The sequence below is a fragment of the Catenulispora rubra genome, assembly GCF_015356825.1.
Lineage (GTDB): Bacteria > Actinomycetota > Actinomycetes > Streptomycetales > Catenulisporaceae > Catenulispora > Catenulispora rubra.
Genome location: NZ_JAACYW010000001.1, coordinates 1 through 17,861 on the forward strand (window position 1 = coordinate 1; position 17,861 = coordinate 17,861).

The 17,861-nt window shown below is 66.9% G+C and carries 17 protein-coding genes; 8 read left to right on the top strand and 9 right to left on the bottom strand.

The genetic code is table 11. The features are described from left to right. Positions 1-277 precede the first annotated feature (277 nt). Positions 278-1,573 carry a kynureninase gene (kynU, locus tag GWK61_RS00005; protein ID WP_194903565.1) on the bottom strand — a complete coding sequence of 432 codons (1,296 nt, stop codon included), beginning with the start codon at positions 1,571-1,573 and terminating at the stop codon, positions 278-280. A gap of 278 nt (positions 1,574-1,851) precedes the next feature. On the opposite strand from kynU, the gene GWK61_RS00010 reads away from it, so the two are divergent. The 3 genes from GWK61_RS00010 (at position 1,852) to GWK61_RS00020 (ending at position 5,023) form a co-directional block, all read left to right on the top strand. Next, complete coding sequence (locus GWK61_RS00010) at positions 1,852-2,802, top strand: VOC family protein (protein WP_194903567.1); 951 nt, start codon at positions 1,852-1,854, stop codon at positions 2,800-2,802. Positions 2,803-2,921: 119 nt separating this feature from the next. Further along, positions 2,922-3,905 (top strand): amidohydrolase family protein, encoded by a 984-nt coding sequence (locus GWK61_RS00015; RefSeq protein ID WP_194903569.1) that lies wholly within the window; start codon positions 2,922-2,924, stop codon positions 3,903-3,905. Positions 3,906-3,949: 44 nt separating this feature from the next. After that, entirely contained in the window at positions 3,950-5,023 is a 1,074-nt protein-coding gene (locus GWK61_RS00020) for an iron-containing alcohol dehydrogenase (RefSeq protein WP_194903571.1), read from the top strand. A gap of 266 nt (positions 5,024-5,289) precedes the next feature. On the opposite strand, the gene GWK61_RS00025 is transcribed toward GWK61_RS00020, so the two are convergent. The 4 genes from GWK61_RS00025 to GWK61_RS00040 form a co-directional block, all read right to left on the bottom strand. Then, positions 5,290-5,964, bottom strand: coding sequence for a TetR/AcrR family transcriptional regulator (locus tag GWK61_RS00025; RefSeq protein ID WP_369125538.1), 675 nt, complete (start codon positions 5,962-5,964; stop codon positions 5,290-5,292). 693 nt (positions 5,965-6,657) lie between these two features. Continuing rightward, positions 6,658-7,116 (bottom strand): nitroreductase/quinone reductase family protein, encoded by a 459-nt coding sequence (locus GWK61_RS00030; protein ID WP_228561502.1) that lies wholly within the window; start codon positions 7,114-7,116, stop codon positions 6,658-6,660. A 33-nt stretch (positions 7,117-7,149) separates the two neighbouring features. Next, positions 7,150-8,049, bottom strand: a complete 900-nt coding sequence (locus GWK61_RS00035) for a tryptophan 2,3-dioxygenase (protein ID WP_228561503.1) — start codon at positions 8,047-8,049, stop codon at positions 7,150-7,152. Next, complete coding sequence (locus GWK61_RS00040) at positions 8,040-8,933, bottom strand: alpha/beta hydrolase (RefSeq protein ID WP_194903575.1); 894 nt, start codon at positions 8,931-8,933, stop codon at positions 8,040-8,042. The genes GWK61_RS00035 and GWK61_RS00040 overlap by 10 nt, the downstream gene beginning before the upstream one ends. 113 nt (positions 8,934-9,046) lie before the next feature. On the opposite strand from GWK61_RS00040, the gene GWK61_RS00045 reads away from it, so the two are divergent. Further along, complete coding sequence (locus GWK61_RS00045) at positions 9,047-9,520, top strand: Lrp/AsnC family transcriptional regulator (RefSeq protein WP_194903577.1); 474 nt, start codon at positions 9,047-9,049, stop codon at positions 9,518-9,520. Positions 9,521-9,645: 125 nt separating this feature from the next. Further along, a complete protein-coding gene (locus GWK61_RS00050) occupies positions 9,646-10,998 on the top strand; it encodes an amidase (RefSeq protein WP_194903579.1) in 1,353 nt (450 codons plus the stop codon). A 425-nt stretch (positions 10,999-11,423) separates the two neighbouring features. Here the strand turns inward: GWK61_RS00050 and GWK61_RS00055 are convergent, their stop codons facing one another. Continuing rightward, a complete protein-coding gene (locus GWK61_RS00055; protein WP_194903581.1) occupies positions 11,424-12,326 on the bottom strand; it encodes a helix-turn-helix transcriptional regulator in 903 nt (300 codons plus the stop codon). 221 nt (positions 12,327-12,547) lie between these two features. Between GWK61_RS00055 and GWK61_RS00060 the strand changes: the two genes are divergently transcribed. The 3 genes from GWK61_RS00060 to GWK61_RS00070 are packed head-to-tail and all read left to right on the top strand — an operon-like array spanning position 12,548 to position 14,197. Continuing rightward, positions 12,548-12,871 carry a carboxymuconolactone decarboxylase family protein gene (locus GWK61_RS00060; protein ID WP_194903582.1) on the top strand — a complete coding sequence of 108 codons (324 nt, stop codon included), beginning with the start codon at positions 12,548-12,550 and terminating at the stop codon, positions 12,869-12,871. Positions 12,872-12,903: 32 nt separating this feature from the next. Further along, positions 12,904-13,746 carry an SDR family NAD(P)-dependent oxidoreductase gene (locus GWK61_RS00065; protein ID WP_194903584.1) on the top strand — a complete coding sequence of 281 codons (843 nt, stop codon included), beginning with the start codon at positions 12,904-12,906 and terminating at the stop codon, positions 13,744-13,746. Between the two features lie 31 nt (positions 13,747-13,777). After that, positions 13,778-14,197: a (R)-mandelonitrile lyase gene (locus GWK61_RS00070; RefSeq protein ID WP_194903585.1), complete on the top strand. Its 420-nt coding sequence runs from the start codon at positions 13,778-13,780 to the stop codon at positions 14,195-14,197. 329 nt (positions 14,198-14,526) lie between these two features. Here GWK61_RS00070 and GWK61_RS00075 read toward each other — a convergent pair whose 3' ends face one another. The 3 genes from GWK61_RS00075 to GWK61_RS00085 form a co-directional block, all read right to left on the bottom strand. Further along, the gene (locus tag GWK61_RS00075) at positions 14,527-15,543 is read right to left on the bottom strand and encodes a glycoside hydrolase family 5 protein (protein ID WP_228561504.1); all 1,017 of its coding nucleotides are present in this window, start codon (positions 15,541-15,543) and stop codon (positions 14,527-14,529) included. Positions 15,544-15,747: 204 nt separating this feature from the next. Next, a complete protein-coding gene (locus tag GWK61_RS00080) occupies positions 15,748-16,800 on the bottom strand; it encodes a LacI family DNA-binding transcriptional regulator (protein WP_194903586.1) in 1,053 nt (350 codons plus the stop codon). 374 nt (positions 16,801-17,174) lie between these two features. Next, a complete protein-coding gene (locus tag GWK61_RS00085) occupies positions 17,175-17,852 on the bottom strand; it encodes a GntR family transcriptional regulator (protein WP_194903587.1) in 678 nt (225 codons plus the stop codon). Between the last annotated feature and the right edge of the window lie 9 nt (positions 17,853-17,861).

Sequence of the window (17,861 nt, forward strand, 5' to 3'; positions counted from 1 at the left end):
CAACACCACAGGTGGGTCTACTTCAGACCGACACTACCTTCGCGCCCACATGCACCAGATCACGCCAACCCTTGAATGGTCCCGACTCAGGCCGTCGCAGCGGGTCTGCGGCAAGCCGCCCTAGCCAGCAGCCGGCCAAGGCCAACGGCAGGGCCAGGAGCAGAGCCGCGAAGCGCGTGGTTCGGTGCATGGAGGTACTCCTTCGAGTCCTGGTACCGGGTTGGGGAGGAGATGCGCGGCAGACGACGAGATGCAGACGCAACCCATGGCCTGTGTCTCAGGCGGCGGCGTTCGGGTCGGCCGCCACGGCGGCGATGGCCATGGCAGCACGCCAGCAGTCGTGGAAGGTCACGTACAGCGGTGCGGCCGCCAGCCGGATGACGTCGGGTTTGCGGTCGTCGCTGATCACTCCGTCGATGCTTCGCATACGGTCGGCGGCGGCCTCGGCCGGCGTGCGGTGCAAGCGCACCGACAGCTGGGAGCCGCGGCTGGCGGGGTCGGCCGGCGTGATGATCGACGCGTCGGCCGGGTCGAGGAAGTGCCCGAGGGCCGCCGACAGGTAGGCGGTCAGCCGTTCGCTCTTCGCCCGCAGCGCGGGCATACCCACCTCGTCGAAGAGCCGCAGTGAACTGAGCACGGGGGCCATGGCGAGGATCGGCGGGTTGGAAACCTGCCAGGCGTCCGCGTTCGGCACGAAGTCGAGGGTCGGGCGCATCTGGAATCGCGTGCCCGGGTCGGTGCTGAACCAGCCGCTGAGCCGGTCGAGGCCCTGGTCGCCGAGGTGGCGGTCGTGGATGAACGCGCCGGCGACCGCGCCGGGCCCGGAATTGAGGTACTTGTACGTGCACCAGGCCGCCCAGTCGACGCCCCAGTCGTGAAGCTTGAGTTCCACGTTGCCCACAGCGTGAGCGAGGTCCCAGGCTGCAACGGCCCCGGCAGCCCGCGCCGCGTGGGTGATCTGGGGGATGTCGAGGTATTCGCCGTTGTAGTAGTTCACGGCACCGAGAAGCGCGAGCGCGACGCGGTCACCGTGCTTCTGGAAGAAGCCGACAACGTCCTCGGTACGCAGGCAGTCCTCGCCGGGCCGCGGGCTCAGGCGGATGACCGCCTGGTCCGGATCGTAGCCGTGCCACTGGGCTTGGCTGCGCACGGCGTAGCTGTCGGAGGGGAAGGCCTGGTCTTCGATGACGATCGCGTGCCGTTGCGGGGTCGGCCGGTAGAAACTCGCCATGAGCAGATGAAGGTTCACCGTGAGGGAGTTCATCGCGATGGTCTCGCGGGGCAGCGCCCCGACCAGCCGGGCGGTCGGCTCACGCAGCATCTCGTGGAAGGACACCCAGGGGCGATGCGCCTTCATGTGCCCCCCGACACCGAGCCGGGACCAGTCCTCCAGCTCAGCCTGAAGATCGCCGGCGACCGTCCGGGGCTGCAACCCCAGCGAGTTGCCGGCGAGATAGGCCGCCTGCGCTCGGCCGCGTCCAGGATGCGGTGGGATCCAGAACTCGTCCCGGCGGCTGGGCAGCGGATCGGCCCGGTCGAGTTCGAGGGCCTCCGCCTCGGAAAAAGTGTGCATCCGTCGCTCCCTGTCAGGTAGCTCTCCGTGAGGCACTCGCCGGTGAGGCCGCCCCGGGGTCAGGTGACCCGCTTCGTTGCGGCCCACGCTCCGGTAGCGGACGGGCGAGCTGAGCATTGACTACTCACGGCGAGATGATGCACTATACGGTTCAGTTCAGTCAAGAACCTTCGAACTGAATACGCGCCGCAGGCCCGACGGCCGGCTCGACATGGCCCTCGGACGTGTCGTCCCGATCATCCCGGGCTCAGGCGCACTGACAGGAAGAGAGGCGAACGATGCCCTTCCACGGCTACCACCACATCACCGCGACGGTGACCAACGCCCGTGCCGACGTCGACTTCCACGTGGGTCTGCTCGGGCTGCGCAACGTGAAACGAACGGTTCTGCTGGACGGCAAGCGGCCGTTCTACCACCTCTACTACGGCAACGAACACGGCGAGCCGGGAACGCTGCTCACCTCGTTCGTGTTCGGCAAGGACCGGCCCGAAGGACGGCGCGGATCCGGGCAGGTCAGCTCGATCTCTCTGTCGGTGCCGACCAACAGCCTGTCGTTCTGGGCCGACCGGTTCGCGGCCCGCGGCATCGCCTACCGCGAGTTCGAACTCCTCGGCCGGCGGCGGCTGTGGTTCGCTCATCCGGATGGCATCGAGTACCAGCTCGTCGGAGTCGACTCCGATGTCCGGCCGCCCTGGGACAAGTCCGACGTGCCGCCGGCGGCCGCAATCCGCGGCGTGCACAGCGTGACCGTCTGCACCCGCGAGGTGGACGAGTTGAACATGTTCCTGCTCGACGGCATGGGTCTGGACTCCATCGACACGGACGGCTCGGTCAGCTCCTACGCCATGGCCCAGGGCCATGCGGGGCAGCTGGTCGAGATCGACCACCGGCCCGATGTGGCGCAAGGCTCCTGGGGCTATATGCGCAACACCATCGACCACGTCGCCTTCGACATCCGCGAAGCCCAGGCCCAACTCGGCTTCAAGGACCGCCTCGAGGCCATGGGATTCATCGACGTCACCGAACCGCGCGATCGGAACTACTTCTACTCGGTGTACTTCCGCACGCCGGCGGGCGCCATGTTCGAGGCCACCCGCAGCCACCCGCTGGGCTTCTTGAAGGACGAGGAGCTCGACAGCCTCGGCAGCTGCCTGCAACTGCCGCAATGGATCGAGGAGCGGCAGCCCGAGCTGCTGGCCGAGATCAACACCCTGGAACCCCTCGACTGACCACCCGCAACACGCCGGCGGGACGCGGGATACCACGCGTATCCCGTGCCCCGGCATGAGCCTGCCCGGCCGGCGCCGCCCGACCTTCGACAAGACCTTCAACAAAAGGAGCGACCGCGTTGAACCGCCACCGCATCGACGTCCACCACCATGCGATCCCCCAGGCCTACATCGACGCTTTGAAGCTGGCCGGGGTGAGCGAGCCCATCGTGGACGTCGCCTATCCCACCTGGGACGTCGACACAGACTTGGAGGTGATGGACCGGCACGGAATCCAGGCGGCGGTACTGTCCATCACCGCGCCCGGCGTCTCCTTCACCGACGGCCGCGCGGCAGCGGCCGCCGCCCGGGCCACCAACGAGGCACTCGCACAGCTGATCGCGGCTCATCCGACGCGCTACGGCGCGTTCGCGCTCCTGCCGCTGCCGGACCTCGACGCCGCCTTGGACGAGGTCGACTACGCACTCGACGTACTCGGATTCGACGGCATCGGCTTGTTCACCCACTACCGAGGCACCTACCTGGGCGACCCCGCGTGGGACCGCCTGTTCGCCGTGCTCGCCGAGCGCGACGCCGTCGTGTTCGTCCACCCGACGGTCCCGCCGTCCACCGACCAGCCGATGTTCGGTCTCCCACCGTCGCTGTACGAGTTCCCGTTCGAGACCACGCGCATGGTCGCCAACCTCCTGTTCAGCGGGACACTGGACCGCCACCCCGGATTGCGGATGATCGTGCCCCACGCCGGCGGCGCCGTCCCCTACCTGGCCAAGCGCCTCACCTACGCCGCGACGATCACACCGACGATCGCCGAGCGCGAGCCCAAAGCCCTGCTGGACTCACTGCGCAGGCTCTACTACGACACCGCGATGTCAGCCAACGACCACACCCTCGCAGCGCTCACCTCGTTCATCCCCGATGACCACGTGCTGTTCGGCTCGGACTACCCGTTCATGCCCGAGAGCACGACCGCCGAGACGGTCTCCGGGCTGACGGCCTACTACGACGCACCCCGGCTCGCCCAGGTCGAGAGCGGAAACGCACTACACCTGCTGCCCAGCCTGGCCGCCCGCGTCACCGGAGCGGCGGCGGCGATCGACATATGAGCCAGGACCGGCCCATCCGACTCAGCCCCGCCGGGGTGATGACGATGCCCGCCCTGTCGTCCGTCCACTGGGGCGTCGGCTGCATCGTCGAGATCGCCGACGTCCTCGACGGCCACGACGTCGGCAACGCCTTGATCGTGACGAACAAGTCCCTGCGACGGTCCCCGCTGCTGGACCAGCTCCGAACCGCCTGCCGTGGCCGTGTTCAGAAGGTGGTCGACATCCCGGCTCACGTACCGCGCTCAGCAATCGACACCCTGGCGCACGACCTGAAGACATCGGCCACCGATGTCGGCGCGGTGATCAGCTTCGGCGGCGGATCCACGATAGACGGCGCCAAAGCGCTCCTGGCCACCATCGGCACTCCCGTGCTCCATCTCTCAGTGCCCACCAACCTGTCCGGCGCGGAACTGTCGAGCGGCTACGGTGTCACGGAGATCCACGATGGCGCCGGCTTCAAACACAGCCACCGCGACCCCGCGGTCAGCCCCACCGTCGTGTTCTACGACCCGCAGATGACCGCGACGACCCCACCCCGTCTGTGGGCGGCATCCGGCGTCAAAGCCCTCGACCACGCCGTCGAAGGACTCCTCGACGTGCAGCCCCTGCCGGTCGTGTCACCCCTCGCGTACGACGGAGTCCACCGCCTTGCCACCAGCCTCGAATCCTCGGTCGCCAACCTGCAGGCCCGCGTCGACACACAACTGGCCGCATGGCAGTGCTACTTCGCGCCCGCCAACGTCCGCTATGGGCTCAGCCACCGGCTCGGCCACATCCTCGGCGGCACGTTCGGACTACCGCACGGCCTCACCTCGGCGATCACCCTCGCCCCGGTTGTGCGCGCGACCGCCCGGACCCGTTCAGAGAAGATTCGAGCGATCGCCACGGCACTGGGCGCCGACGCCGGCTCAGCAGACCCGGCCGACGCGGCCGCGGACCGCCTGGACGATCTTGTCAGCGCCCTTGGTCTGCCCCGGCATCTCCGCACGGCCGGCCTTCGTGACCCCCGTGATCTCACCCACATCGCACAGCTTCTCAGGCAGCACTACCCGGAGGCGATCGCCGCCCTCGGACACGGGGACGAGGCGCTCACCAGTTTCCTAGAGGGCCTATGGTGATCCGTCACGATGCTCCGGCTGCACCGCGAGGTGCAAAGGCGCTTGCGAGTTGCCGTGGATGGTCCACGATCCGCGTGAGCAGCCTATCGAGAGCCTGAGGTGGTCGGCCTGTTCGCGACATACCTCCTGCCAACCCCAGGCGAGTTCATGGTGCCGCGATTCGCTGACGTTTCGGCGTCGGTCTCGATCGTCCGGGAGATCGAGACCGTCACGCCGGACGCCACCCGGATCCCACGCTTGATGACGGGTGTCGAGATGATCTCTCGTCAGCCCCGGACCGGTCCCCCGGAGGCACCGGAATCGCTTGCCGCGGTGTAGTAGGTCAGAAACATGTCCACGCCAACGGTGATGAGCTGCTCGGCGACGGCGTCCGGAACACTGTTGCCGTAGGCGCCGTACACGATATTCGGGGATACGGCCAGGCCGGACAGTTGCAGAACCGCGATGTCGATGTCAGCGATACTCAGGACACCGCGATCGCACAGCGCCCGCAGCGCCCGGGCGACCACCGGGTGAAACCGCTGGGGACCGCGCTGCTGCCAGGCCGTACCGAGTTCTGGAAGCTGGCGCATCTCCCCGGCCACGAGATTGCGCAACGCCAGCATCCGCGGTGAAGCCACTCCGGCCACCCACGCGCGACACGCGGAAACAAGGTCGCCTCTGACGTCGCTGGAGTCGCTCAGATGGGAGTCCACCAGTTCCACGGCCGGGGCCAGAGCGACGTCGAGCTGGTCATCGATGATCGCGAGGATCAATGCCTCTTTGCTCTTGAAGTGGTTGTAGACCGTGACCTTGGACGCTCCGGCGCGGTCGGCCACCGCGTCCATGCTGGCGCCGAACCCCTCAGCAAGGAAGACGTCACACGCGGCCGCGATGATGTCGGCACGTTTGCGACGCGCCTTCGCGCTTTGGAGCCCGCTCGAAGATCCAGAATTCCCGATGTGCCGGGTTCCGTTCGCACCCGCGGCGTCATCCACCTGACCGGCGCCTGGCAAGGTCTTCACATCGTGCCCCGCGTCTCTCACTCGGTTCCTGTTCGGCGCTGTCGGCAGCCGAACACGGGCGAACTTGACCGACAGTACAGGCGGTCGCGGTGAGTCCACGCCCCGTTCCCGGTCACCCGAGCGAGTATCGACACACCGCGTTAACACTATACCGTACAGTTCATCCCTAGAGGCGTGCATCCCGCGCCAGGGGCCTCTATGGGCATTCTCGGCATCCCCGGAAGCGTTCGCGCCGGATCACGGAACGCCTTGCTGCTGCGCGCGGTGAAACGGCTTGTTCCGGAGGAAATGGCAAAACTGGAATACACCGGCCCGGCCGATGTCCGGCCCTACAGCGCAGACGAAGATACGGAAAAGCCGCCACAGCGGGCCAACATCTTCGCGACTGGATCCCACCGCACTGATAGCCAGGCTACTGGGCGCGCCCCGGCTGCCGAGAGCCGCCGGACGTCAGCGCTCATCACGCGCATGACCCCGGGCACGTCAACCTTTGGCACTCCGACGCCGACGTTTGTTCCGAACCCGCTGATCAGCCTGGTGCGCCGTTCGTATGCCGGCGCCACGACGTGGACATGCCAAGAGCCCGGCCGCGCCGGCCGGGCCTCCTTGGCTCCTTCGGGTCGTGGGTGGTCAGACGCGCTGTGCAGGCTCCGTCGTCACCGCGCCGGTCTCCCGCATGAGGGCGAGGACAGGGATACGCCTGTTGGTGCGCGTGCGGTACACAGCGAAGTCCGGGTAATCGGCGGCCTGCAGCTCATAGAGTCTGTCGCGTTCCTCGCCGCCGAGTTCGACCGCGCGCACGGTCTCGGTGCCGGCTCCGACCTCGATGGCGATCACGGGCCGCGCCCGGAGGTTGCCATACCAGACGGGGTGATACGGCAGACCCGAATGGGACGCGAAGACAATGCGGCGATCGCCGTCGGTCCGGTACATGACCACATTGCTTCGGCTTGAGCCGTCGTCGTCGGTCGTGTGCAAGATGAGAAGCGGGTAGCCCTCGAACTCGCCTCCGACGACTCCCGCATTGGCGCGGAACTCGGCCGTCACGGCGGCGGCCTTCCGATCCCATTCTTCTGAGGACATGGTCATCGCCTGTCTCCGATCTGGACCCGTCGTCGGCGGTCATACCACGGTGCGCAGCGTCCACAGCTCCGGGAAGAAGCGATGGTCGATGATCGAGCGCAGCCAGGAGACCCCCGCCGTGCCGCCGGTGCCGACCTTGAACCCGATGATCCGTTCGACGATCACCAGGTGCTTCATCCGCCAGGTCGTGAACGCCGCGGCGACGTCCATGAGGCGTTCGCCGAGTTCGAACAGCTCGTTCGCCGGGTCGTTCGCCTCGTAGATCTGCAGCCACACCGCCTCCACCGAGGCGTTCGGCTGGTACGGAGCGGTGACGTCGCGCTCAAGGTGGTCCGGGTCGATGGCGTAGCCCCGCCGGGCCAGCAGCTTCGCGGTCACATCCCAGATGCTGGGGCTCTCGAACGCTCGCAGCAGTTCCGGGTAGACGCTCGGGACCCCGCGGTGGGGTTGAAGCATGGCGCGGTTCTTGTTGCCGAGGCTGAATTCCAGCGCGCGGTACATGTAGGACTGGAACCCCGATGAGGTGCCGAGGTAGTCCCGGAAACCCTTGAAGTCAGCGGGAGTGATGGTCTCGAGCATGGGCCAGATGGTGGTGAGCAGTTCCTCGATCTTGGTGATGCGCCGCAGCAGCTTGCACGCGGCGGGGATGTTGTCGTCCTCCAGGTGGGCGGTGGCCGCGCGGGTCTCGGTGACCGCCAGCTTGAACAGCAACTCCATGACCTGGCCGGCGATGTAGAACGCCATCTCGTCGTGCACGGGACTGCGCGGATGCTGGAGGGACAGCAGCACGTCGATCGACTCGTAGTCGATGTAGGGAGTGCTCTCCCCCTCGAAGTCCAGCATGGGCTTGCCGCCGGTCTTCTGGGCCTGCGCCTCACGGACGGCCACGGTTGCGATTTCGACTCGACGGGGCTCGCTGATGTTCGGATCTATGGCCATTGCCACTCCCTGGTCTGGCTGTGTATGAGGGCACCGAGCTGACTAGCCGGCTCGGCGAGGTCGTGCACGATGTCGAAGTGATTCCGGTCAGCGATCTCAGTCGCGACCGCCGATCCGCCGTGGCGACGCCACCTGTCGGCGAATCCGATCGACTCCCGCTTGAAGGTCGCCGTCTCGTGTTCGCCCCAGCAAGCCAGCAATGGCGGCAGCCCTGGGGCGTCGTCAGGCCTTGCCTCGAGCATCATCGCCGGGCTGAGAATCGCGGAGGTGTCGGCGTCCAGCCCCACCGCGTCGTTGATGTAGGTGCCTACCAGCGGCTGCAGATCGTAGATCCCGGACAGCAGGATCAGGCCTGCGACCGGTACATCAGCGCCGCGATCGGCCGCACCACCGGCGTCGCGCGAGTCTGCCACGTCGCGCAGAACGGCAGCGGCCGCCAAGTGGGCGCCGGCCGAAGAGCCGGACAGCACGATCCGGTGGCGATCGATACCCAGTCCGTCGGCGTTGATCCCGATCCAGCGCACAGCCCGCACGACCTGGTCGATGATGGCCTCAAGAGAGAACGCCGGGGCCAGACCGTAGTTGACGGAGATATAGCTCGTGCCGAGTCGATGGAAGCCGGCGGCCGGGAACGAGGAATCGTCCTTGCTCAGATCCTGCCAATAGCCACCGTGGACGAACACATGCGCGGCGCTCCCGAGCCCGCTCGCGAAGAAATCGAGCGTCTCGCTCGCATGCCGTCCATAGGAATAGGTGCGATACGGCACCTCACGACGCACTCGTTCGCTCTCAGTCCGGTAGCGGTCAGTGAGCTCGGTGAGGCTGCGCACCATCGAGCTCGGCGAGTACTCGCGCTCGCGCTCCGTCCAGGCTTCAGCTGACATGCCGCTAACGCTAGTCAGGCGGGATGGCATCCCACATACGCGATGTGATGAACCTGGGCGTCTTGACTTTGCAACCAGTGGACCTTCGAACCGGTTCTCCTTATGATCACAAAATGGATGCGACTGACTGGGCCATCATCGAGGAACTTCAGGCGGACGGCAGACTGTCGATCAACGAGCTGGCTCGGCGCCTGCCGCTTTCTGCCCCCTCGGTGGCCGAACGTGTTCGTCGCCTCGAGGCCGCGGGGGTGATCACCGGCTACCGCGCGATCATCGACCCTCGCGCGCTCGGTCTGGGCATCCAGGCATTGATCCGTATGGGGTGCGAAAACAAGATCAGTTGTGTCCGGCGCGAGCTGGACCCCGCCGAGTTCCCCGAGGTCACCGAACTGCACCGCGTCAGCGGCGACGACTGCTCCATCCTGGTGGCCCACACCCGTGACATAGCGCACCTCGAAGCGCTGCTCGACCGCTTGTCGCGATGGAGCCGCGCCTCCACGACTCTGATCCTTTCCAGCCCGCTCCAAAACGCACCACTGCGCCGGGCAGTCATGACAGTGGCGAGCCCACAGGACGACCACCTGTGATACCGATGCACAGACCGTCAACACCGTGAATGAACTCAGTAGTACAGTTTGCCGTGAGTGGCCGCTCGGGCCACCTGAGGACACCTGTGCTGCGCCGGGACATGTCACGAGAGGACGTTGGCCACATGCCGGATGTCGCGTTCGAGGACTGGTCGGCCACCGATCTACTGGATGCGTTCCGCGACCAGCGGGCGACCCCGCTCGATGCCGCCGATGCCTATCTGGCGCGAATCGCGCGCTACGACGCCTCCCTGAACTCGTTCCTGACAGTCGAACCACGCCAGGTCACCGCAGCCGCGGCCCGATCCACCGCCCGCTACGCCGCCGGTACCGCCCGCCCGCTCGAAGGTCTGCCGATCGCCGTGAAGGACATGATCGACACCGCCGGCCTCCGCACCACATACGGTTCGGCGATCTTCCGCGACCATGTCCCGGCGACCGACGCAAGAGTCATCACCGCCCTACAGAACGCCGGCGCAATCGTGTTGGGCAAGACCGCCACCCATGAGTACGCATGGGGTATCACGACAGACGGACACGCCTACAGGCCGACTCGCAATCCATGGGACACGGCCAGAACGGCCGGCGGGTCGAGCGGAGGCTCCGCGGTCGCCGTCGCCGCACGCCTGGCGCCCGTGGCGATCGGCACGGACACCGTCGGCTCGGTACGAATCCCGGCCGCCTTCTGCGGAGTCATCGGTTTCAAGCCGACTTTCGGGGCGATCGATCGCGGTGGCGTGTTCCAGCTCGCCCCATCGCTGGATCATGTCGGTCTGATCGCACGCACCGTCGATGATGTGCGGCTGCTATGGAAGATGTGCGCCCAGGGCCCCCCGGCCCCGACCGAGCGGACAGCACCCCCCGATGTGCGCATCGGCGCCTACTTGCCTCCCGAGGGGCCCGGCCGGCTTGCCGTTTCGCGTCTACGAGAACAGCTGAACCGCATCGGTCTACGCACTCAGACGATCGCCCCGTTCGCCGAGGACGCCCTTGCCGTCGCAGCCGTCGTCGTCGGGTTCGAGGGCCTGCGCGTCCACCGGCAAAAGGGGCTGTGGCCGACTCGTCACGCCGAGTATGAACCGGACGTCGCGACGCGGCTGTCGACCGCTCAACAGCTAAGTGACGGCGACTACGCTTCGGCCAAGCTTGCCAGGGTCGGCATTCGGGAGAAGGCCGCGGAGATTCTCGAGACTTTCGACCTGATCATCAGTCCGGTATCACTGGCGCAGCCCCTTCACCTGGACGACCGCAGTGATGCCAGCCGTACCGCGTTCCGCCGGCAGGTGATGTCGCAGACCGCGCTCGCCAACCTGATCGGGGCGCCGACGCTCACTCTTCCAGTCGGACTCGACGGAAGCGGACTGCCTCTCGGTGCGCAGCTGATGGCCGCACCCGGTCGGGACGGATTCCTGCTCGACGTCGCCGCTCGGATCGCCGAGGTCACATCCCCCAGCAGCGCCCCGCCATCCGTGCTCTAACGCCGTCGGGGTAGTCATCTACAACGGATTGCGCTCAGGCCGACCGCTGGCGAGCATCGCGAGCATGACACGGCTCACGTCCACCCGACCTGGTCGACGGCTGCGGGCAAGCCGCCTCATCGCGCGGCGCAGCGCATATGTCTGGCGGGGGGGCGCGCTTGCCAGAACGAGGCCCCGGTGCCGTTGGGCAACCAGGCAGAGTCAGCTATCGACCCCACAGCGGAGAGCCGGCCGTGCTGTCCGGTCCGGCTCCGAGGGTCTCGCATGGTCCGGCCGTGCAGGCCTTGGATCTGCCGGCCGTCGCAGGATCCGTGGTCGATGGCACTGGTCTTGGTCAAGTACGGCATCGCAGTGTTGGAACCGAAGCAGCTCAGGTGGCGCTTCGAGGTCACCACGGCATTGCCGCGAACCGCAGCGAGCGCTCCTCATGCCTGCTTGTTGACGGCGTTGGTGCCGTAGACGCCCGGAGTCGCTGCAATATCAGTAGCGGCCCAGGCCGCGAGGATCTGGATCTTGTCGTGGTCGGGAGTGTTGGGTGGAGCGCTGTAGGCGGTGACGGTGAGCCCCGGCTGGGACGGGATCTCCATGGCATTGAAGTCGAGTGTGATCTCGCCGATCACAGGGTGCCGGAAGGACTTACGGCCGGCGTAGTGGAGACGGACGTTGTGTTTCGCCCACGCCATGCGGAACTCGTCGCTGTTCGTGACGAGCTCACCGATCAGCCCCGTCAGCTCCCTGTCACCGGGAGCGCGGCCTGCCTCAGTACGCAGTAGGGACACGGTGGTGTTCACGGACTGTTCCCAGTCCGGGTAAAGCTCGCGCCCGGCGGGATCGAGGAACTGGAAGCGCGCGAGGTTGACCGGCTGCCGAGCGCCCTTACCGAACATCGGACTGTACAGAGCACGGCCCAGGAGGTTGGCCCCGAGGACGTCCAGGCGACCGTTGCGGATGAACGCCGGGCAGTCGCTCATGGAGTTCACCACGCGCAGCACACTGTCGGGCACGGGGCCGCGGGGCGGTTTGGCACCGCGTGTGGGACGCTTCGCGGCGGCGCGGGCCAGATCGTGGAGGTGGGCGCGTTCCGCGTCGTCGAATCGGAGCACCTTGGCGATCGAATCGAGAACCTCCTCGGACGCGCCGCCTAGTTGGCCGCGCTCCAGACGCGCGTAGTACTCCACACTGACGCCGGCCAGCATGGCGACCTCCTCGCGGCGCAGACCCGCGACGCGCCGGTTGGCGCCGCCGTAGGCGGGCAGGCCTGCCTGCTGCGGGGTGATCTTGGCGCGGCGGGATGCCAGGAAGTCGCGGATATCGCTCTCGGTGCTCACGTTTTTCAGGTTAAGCCGGATGGCTGAGACGTGGGGGGTCCTGTCAGTACCTGTAACGACAGATCCTTCTCCAGCTCCTTGACCTGCTGTTTCCTTGATATTGGAAGTTGTTGGACGGTCCGGGAACCGATCGGTTCCCGCCTCCGGCAGCTGCCGCAGAACCTGCCTCAAGCCACAGTCGCACATGAAGCACCATATCGGCTCAAACAAGGAGAATTTCCATGCCGAAGCAGTCCGCACCCCAGGAGTTGGCCGCGATCGCGCCGAAGCTGGTGGAGGTGACGAACGAGGTCCTGTTCGGCGACGTCTGGGAGCGCCCGGGACTGTCGCCGCGTGACCGCAGCCTGGTGACCGTCAGCGTTCTCGCCGCCCTGTACCGCAGCGAGCAGCTGGGTTACCACCTCGGTGTAGCGCTGGACAACGGGCTCACCGTCGAGGAGCTGTCCGAGGCCATCACCCACCTCGCCTTCTACGCCGGCTGGCCCAACGCCATGACCGCGATCAACCAGCTCAAGAAGATCGCCGATACGCGCGACGCCATTTGAGCCGGATCCATCTCACACCGAGAGACACTCCCATGAGCAAGGTCTTCTTCATCACCGGCGCCGGCCGCGGCCTGGGCGCCGACATCGCCCGCCGAGCCCTGGCTGCGGGACACCAGGTCATCGCCACCGGCCGTCGGCCCGAGCGGGTCCTGGAGGTCCTCGGCGGCGAGCAGGACAATCTGCTGGCCGCTCTGCTGGACATCACCGACCCCGAGGCGGCCGAGCGCGCCGTCCAGGACGCCGTCGACCGCTTCGGCCGGATCGACGTGCTGATCAACAACGCGGCGAACTTCTACGCGGGCTTCTTCGAGGAGCTCAGCGACGCGCAGGTCCGCTCGCAGATCGAGACGAACCTGTTCGGTCCGATGAACGTCACGCGCGCTGTCCTGCCGATCATGCGCGCGCAGCGATCGGGCCACGTCATGACCGTCTCCTCGCTGGCAGGCGTGGTAGGCGTCGACTTCTGCGTGGCCTACTCGGCCGCGAAGTTCGGTGTCGAGGGGTTCATGGAAGTCCTCCACCACGACGTCGCGCCGTTCGGCATCCACACCACCATCGTCGAGCCGGGCTTCTTCCGCACCGAGCTGCTGGTGGACGCCTCCACCAGCTACGCCGACGGCTCCATCGACGACTACGCCGAGCGCACGGCCGCCACGAAGAAGCAGTGGGAGTCCATGAACGGCCAGCAGACCGGCGACCCGGTCAAACTCGCCGACGCACTTCTGAGAGTCACCGACCTCGACCAGCCTCCGCTGCGGTTCGTCGCCGGCGACGACTGCCTCGAAGCGGTCCAGTCCAAGGCCAAGGACCTCCTGGCCCAAGTCGAAGCCTCCCGCGAGCTCGGTTCGGGCCTCGCTTACGCCGACGCAGCCTGACCGGCTGCCCGTTCATCTCAAGGAAAGAATCATGGAACACATCACCAGCACCGCCACCATCAAGACTCCTGCCGAGCGCTTCACCGGCGACGTCTATCTGAACCTGATCGAAGCTCCCGCCGAGCCGGCCCGACTGGCTGTCGGCCTGGTCCGGTTCACGCCCTCGGCGCGCACCAACTGGCACTCCCACGCCAACGGCCAGGTCCTCTACATCACCGACGGTGTGGCTCTGGTCGGCACCCGCGATGGCGAGGTCGCCCGCGCCACCGCTGGCCAGACCGTCAAGTGCCCCGCCGGGGAAGAGCACTGGCATGGCGCCACCGACACCAACTTCATGGCCCACGTCGCCATCGTCGTCGGCGACGGCAACGGTGACGGCACGACCTGGCTGGAGCCGGTCACGGACGAGCAGTACGCTCAGGCGCTGGCCACGGTCAACGAAAAGCCTTGAGCCCGAATCTCTTCGTTCCTCCGGTGAGACGTTCCTCTCAGATCGGTTGGTCGTTGATCCGGCAGTGGGGTTGAGTGACGCGCAGTGGGCGCGAACTGAGCCGCTACTGCCGGACCCGCAGGGTGGCGGCCGCCGACGGGACCATACTGCGTACCGCGACCGACCTGACTCGGGCCGGGAGACATCACAGCGCGTAGTCGTCGCGCAACGCCTTCTCCACACCCTGATGGCCGGGCAACCCTGACCCTGGCAAGCCGGGCACCGCTTCCAGTGCCCGGCCCAAGTGGTTCGCTGCGTCGGCCACGCCGATCGGCGGACCTTGCACCTGGCTAGTAGCCCCAGCCCCAGCGGACCTGCGTGACTCCAGAGGCATTGTTGTTGGACAACCCGCTGCCGTTGTGCTTCTCCATCGAGTAGTTGTCACCGGTCTTGAGCCCCGCCCAGTACACGGTCCCGAACGAGTCCGAGCGGGCCGTATCGGTGACCGCAGCCAGGAACGACTGATACTGCCCGTTGCTGTGGTTCGTCAGGTAGTTGATTCCGGTGGTCATCGGGCCGCCGAACTCGGTGATGACCGTCCTGCCCGTGTAGCCGCCGATACGGCTGTTGAGGTCGGACTGCCAGGCGGATTCGGTCGTATAGCTCGCCCAGGTGCCGTAGTAGTGCAGTGACAGCAAGGTGCCGTTGAGCGCCGAGGAGGCACCCTCGGCAGTGACGTGGTCGTCGTAGCCGGTGCCGGCGATGATGACGCGGCTGCGCGGAACGCTGGAGAACTCGGAGAGCCAGGACGACGCGATCGAGATCCACTGGCTGGACGAGTAGCCGTACGGCTCGTTGAGCGGCTCGAAGTACACGTTGCTGTTGCCGCCGTACGCGCTGACGACGGTGCTCCACATGCTCTGCCACGCCGACATGTTGGTGATCGTTCCGACGCTGCTGCTCTCGGTCCAGCAGGCGATGTCCACCTTCATACCGTCGGCCAGCGCCGCGTCGATCGCCCCCTTGTAGGCGCCCCACCAGGACTGGGACACGCTCGGCGGGTTGATGGGCAGGCGGACCGTGTTCGCGCCGAGGTTGGACTGGAACGCCTTGATGTAGGTGTCGGCGACCGAGTAGACCTGCGAGTAGCTGTCGGAGGCCGCGAGCCCGTCGGGGATGACCCAGCCGGAGTTGTAGTTGTCGCGGGTGTCTGCCCAGTTCACGCCTTTGAACTGGTTGGTGGCCGCCGCCGCGGGCCGGGCTTGGGCGACGGACAGGATCGAAGCGGCCAGAACGGCGAGCGCCGCGAGCACGCGGGCGATCCTGCGGTGCGCGGGCGTTTGGCGCGCGGGTGCTTGGGCAACCATGTCACTCCTCGTCACGGATGTGTTTCCTGATCCCCCACGTGTGATTTCTCGGCAATGGTTGCGCAACCACGGCTGATAGTGGGGCGCTGTTCGACGACTGTCAAGCCTTGCCGGCGCGGCGTCGTCGTGGCATGGTCCGAACCATGGTTGCGCAACCACTCGCTGGTGGAGGGAATGAGGTGATCCGCTCGACTCTGCTCTGAATCAGCCCTTTGATTCAAACTGCGGCGAACGCGGTGGCGCTCCCGTGCTGGCGCGCACGATCAGCCTGGTCGGGATCAGCGTCCGGTCGGCCGCGTCCGGTTCGACGGCGTCGATCTTGCTCAGCAGCTTCTGGATGCTGAGCCGGCCGACCGCGGCGAAGTCCTGCCGCACGGTGGTCAGCGGCGGCCAGAACGAACCGGACTCCTCCATGTCGTCGAAACCCACGACGCTGACATCGCCGGGGATCCGGCGGCCGAGCTCGTGCAGGGCGCGCATCACCCCCAGCGCCATCTGGTCGTTCCCCGCGAAGATCGCCGTGACCTCCGGCATCCGACCCAACACGAGACCGTGCCGGTAGCCGGACTCGGTCGTCCAGTCGCCGTACAACGGCTCGGGCGGGGTGATGCCCGCCTCCCGCAGAGTGCGCTGCCAGGACTCGACCCGGTGTGCCGCGGAGAACGAGCTCGGGGGCCCGGCGATGTGCCAGACCTGACGGTGGCCCAGGTCCAGCAGGTGCTGTGTGGCCTGGCGGGCCCCGGCAGCCTGGTCGGTGTCCACGACCGTGTAGCCGGAGCCGGCGTCGGAGTCGACCACCACGACCGGGATGCCCGGCGGCAGGCTGAACTCCGCGTCGTCCAGCAGGTGCGCCTCGAAGATGATGACCACCCCGTCGACCGCCGCCTCGCTGAGCCGGTCGTAGGCGCCGGCGACCCGGCCCATCGTCGGATCGGTGACGGGGATCAGGGTCACGGCACAGTTGGCGCGCGCGGCTTCCTTCGCGATGGCGTCGAGGGTGCGCGTGTTGCCGAACGTCTCCAGCGTGAACATGATGACGCCGATCGTGTTGAACCGGCCGCTCTTGAGCGCGCGGGCTGCCCCGTTCGGCCGGTAGCCCAGCGCTCGCATCGAGTCCACGACCCGCTGCCTGGTCACCGGATCGACGTTGTGGTGCCCGTTCGACACGCGCGAGACCGTCTGCGGCGAGACGCCGGCGTGGACGGCGACATCGACGCGCGACGGGCGGGCCCGCACCGCCTTGGTCTCGTCGGACATCACGAAGGTCCTCTCATCCACATCGATGACCTCAGCAAACTCTCCCAGCATGCGCAAGACAGGGCTAAGGTCGCCCAGCAGGCTGTCGAGGTCATCATGACCGTCACGCATGCCGGCTTCATAAACGGACTGAACCCAGCGCCTCCTGGTAAGCAGCAGTAGCAAGATCGAGGGCGCTGTCCCTCAACCGCGGCAGCCCGACACCGCCCGGCCGGCCACGCAGAAATACGTCACTCACGCCGACTTGGGGTGGATCACGGGCGGATCGTCAAGACATGGCCGAGACCGTACCCGTGAAACCCATCCGGCTCATGAGTCGACGAGGTGGCTCAAGCGGATGCCGAGTACTGAGCGACAGCTGCCAGTCAAAACTCTCAGTGGTCCCAAAAGCCCTGAGCTTCCAGCAGGGTCACAGCCTGCTCGGCGCCGTCAGTGAAGTGCTTCTCCACGGCCGATCTGGCCCGGGGGGCCGAACGCGCCGACAGCGCGTTCAGGATCCGGCGATGATCTTCCTGCGCCTTGCCCTGCCAGTCCTGGTGGGCTTCGTAAAACCCGTGGGAGACCGTTTTGGCGAGGATGCCGAGGATCGAGATCAGCCTGCGCGAGTCCGAACCGTAGTTGATTCGGCGATGGAACTCGAAGTTGAGGCGTTCCTGCTCCGCCGGATCGACACCGGACTCCATGCGGTCGGCGAGGTCGTTCAGCGCCTGGAGGCTTTCCGGCGAGAGGTTCTTCGCGGCCCGCTCCGCCGCCAGGCCGGACACCACGCCGAACACGCGGTAGTGGTCTCTGATGTCGTCCCGGGTCAGTCTGGTCACGAACGCACCGCGCCGGGCGATGTGTTCGACCATACCCTCGTGGTCGAGCGTGATCAGCGCCTCGCGGACCGGGAGCTTGCTGATGCCGAGCTCCTCGGCGAGCGCGTCCTGGTCGATCTTGGCGCCGGACCGGAGCTCGCCGGCGAAGATCCGGCGCCTGATCTCCTGGGCGGCCATGGCGTTCAGGTTGGCGGGGCCGGTTCGGCGCAGTCCGGCGTACACGGGTTCGGGCATCGCCACGAC

Coding starts and splice junctions, on each gene's coding strand:
- kynU (WP_194903565.1), bottom strand. CDS start 1,573: ATGCACACTTTTTCCGAGGCGGAGGCCCTCGAACTCGACCGGGCCGAT.
- GWK61_RS00010 (WP_194903567.1), top strand. CDS start 1,852: ATGCCCTTCCACGGCTACCACCACATCACCGCGACGGTGACCAACGCC.
- GWK61_RS00020 (WP_194903571.1), top strand. CDS start 3,950: ATGCCCGCCCTGTCGTCCGTCCACTGGGGCGTCGGCTGCATCGTCGAG.
- GWK61_RS00030 (WP_228561502.1), bottom strand. CDS start 7,116: ATGACCATGTCCTCAGAAGAATGGGATCGGAAGGCCGCCGCCGTGACG.
- GWK61_RS00035 (WP_228561503.1), bottom strand. CDS start 8,049: ATGGCCATAGATCCGAACATCAGCGAGCCCCGTCGAGTCGAAATCGCA.
- GWK61_RS00040 (WP_194903575.1), bottom strand. CDS start 8,933: ATGTCAGCTGAAGCCTGGACGGAGCGCGAGCGCGAGTACTCGCCGAGC.
- GWK61_RS00045 (WP_194903577.1), top strand. CDS start 9,047: ATGGATGCGACTGACTGGGCCATCATCGAGGAACTTCAGGCGGACGGC.
- GWK61_RS00050 (WP_194903579.1), top strand. CDS start 9,646: ATGCCGGATGTCGCGTTCGAGGACTGGTCGGCCACCGATCTACTGGAT.
- GWK61_RS00060 (WP_194903582.1), top strand. CDS start 12,548: ATGCCGAAGCAGTCCGCACCCCAGGAGTTGGCCGCGATCGCGCCGAAG.
- GWK61_RS00065 (WP_194903584.1), top strand. CDS start 12,904: ATGAGCAAGGTCTTCTTCATCACCGGCGCCGGCCGCGGCCTGGGCGCC.
- GWK61_RS00070 (WP_194903585.1), top strand. CDS start 13,778: ATGGAACACATCACCAGCACCGCCACCATCAAGACTCCTGCCGAGCGC.
- GWK61_RS00075 (WP_228561504.1), bottom strand. CDS start 15,543: ATGGTTGCCCAAGCACCCGCGCGCCAAACGCCCGCGCACCGCAGGATC.
- GWK61_RS00080 (WP_194903586.1), bottom strand. CDS start 16,800: ATGTCCGACGAGACCAAGGCGGTGCGGGCCCGCCCGTCGCGCGTCGAT.
- GWK61_RS00085 (WP_194903587.1), bottom strand. CDS start 17,852: ATGCCCGAACCCGTGTACGCCGGACTGCGCCGAACCGGCCCCGCCAAC.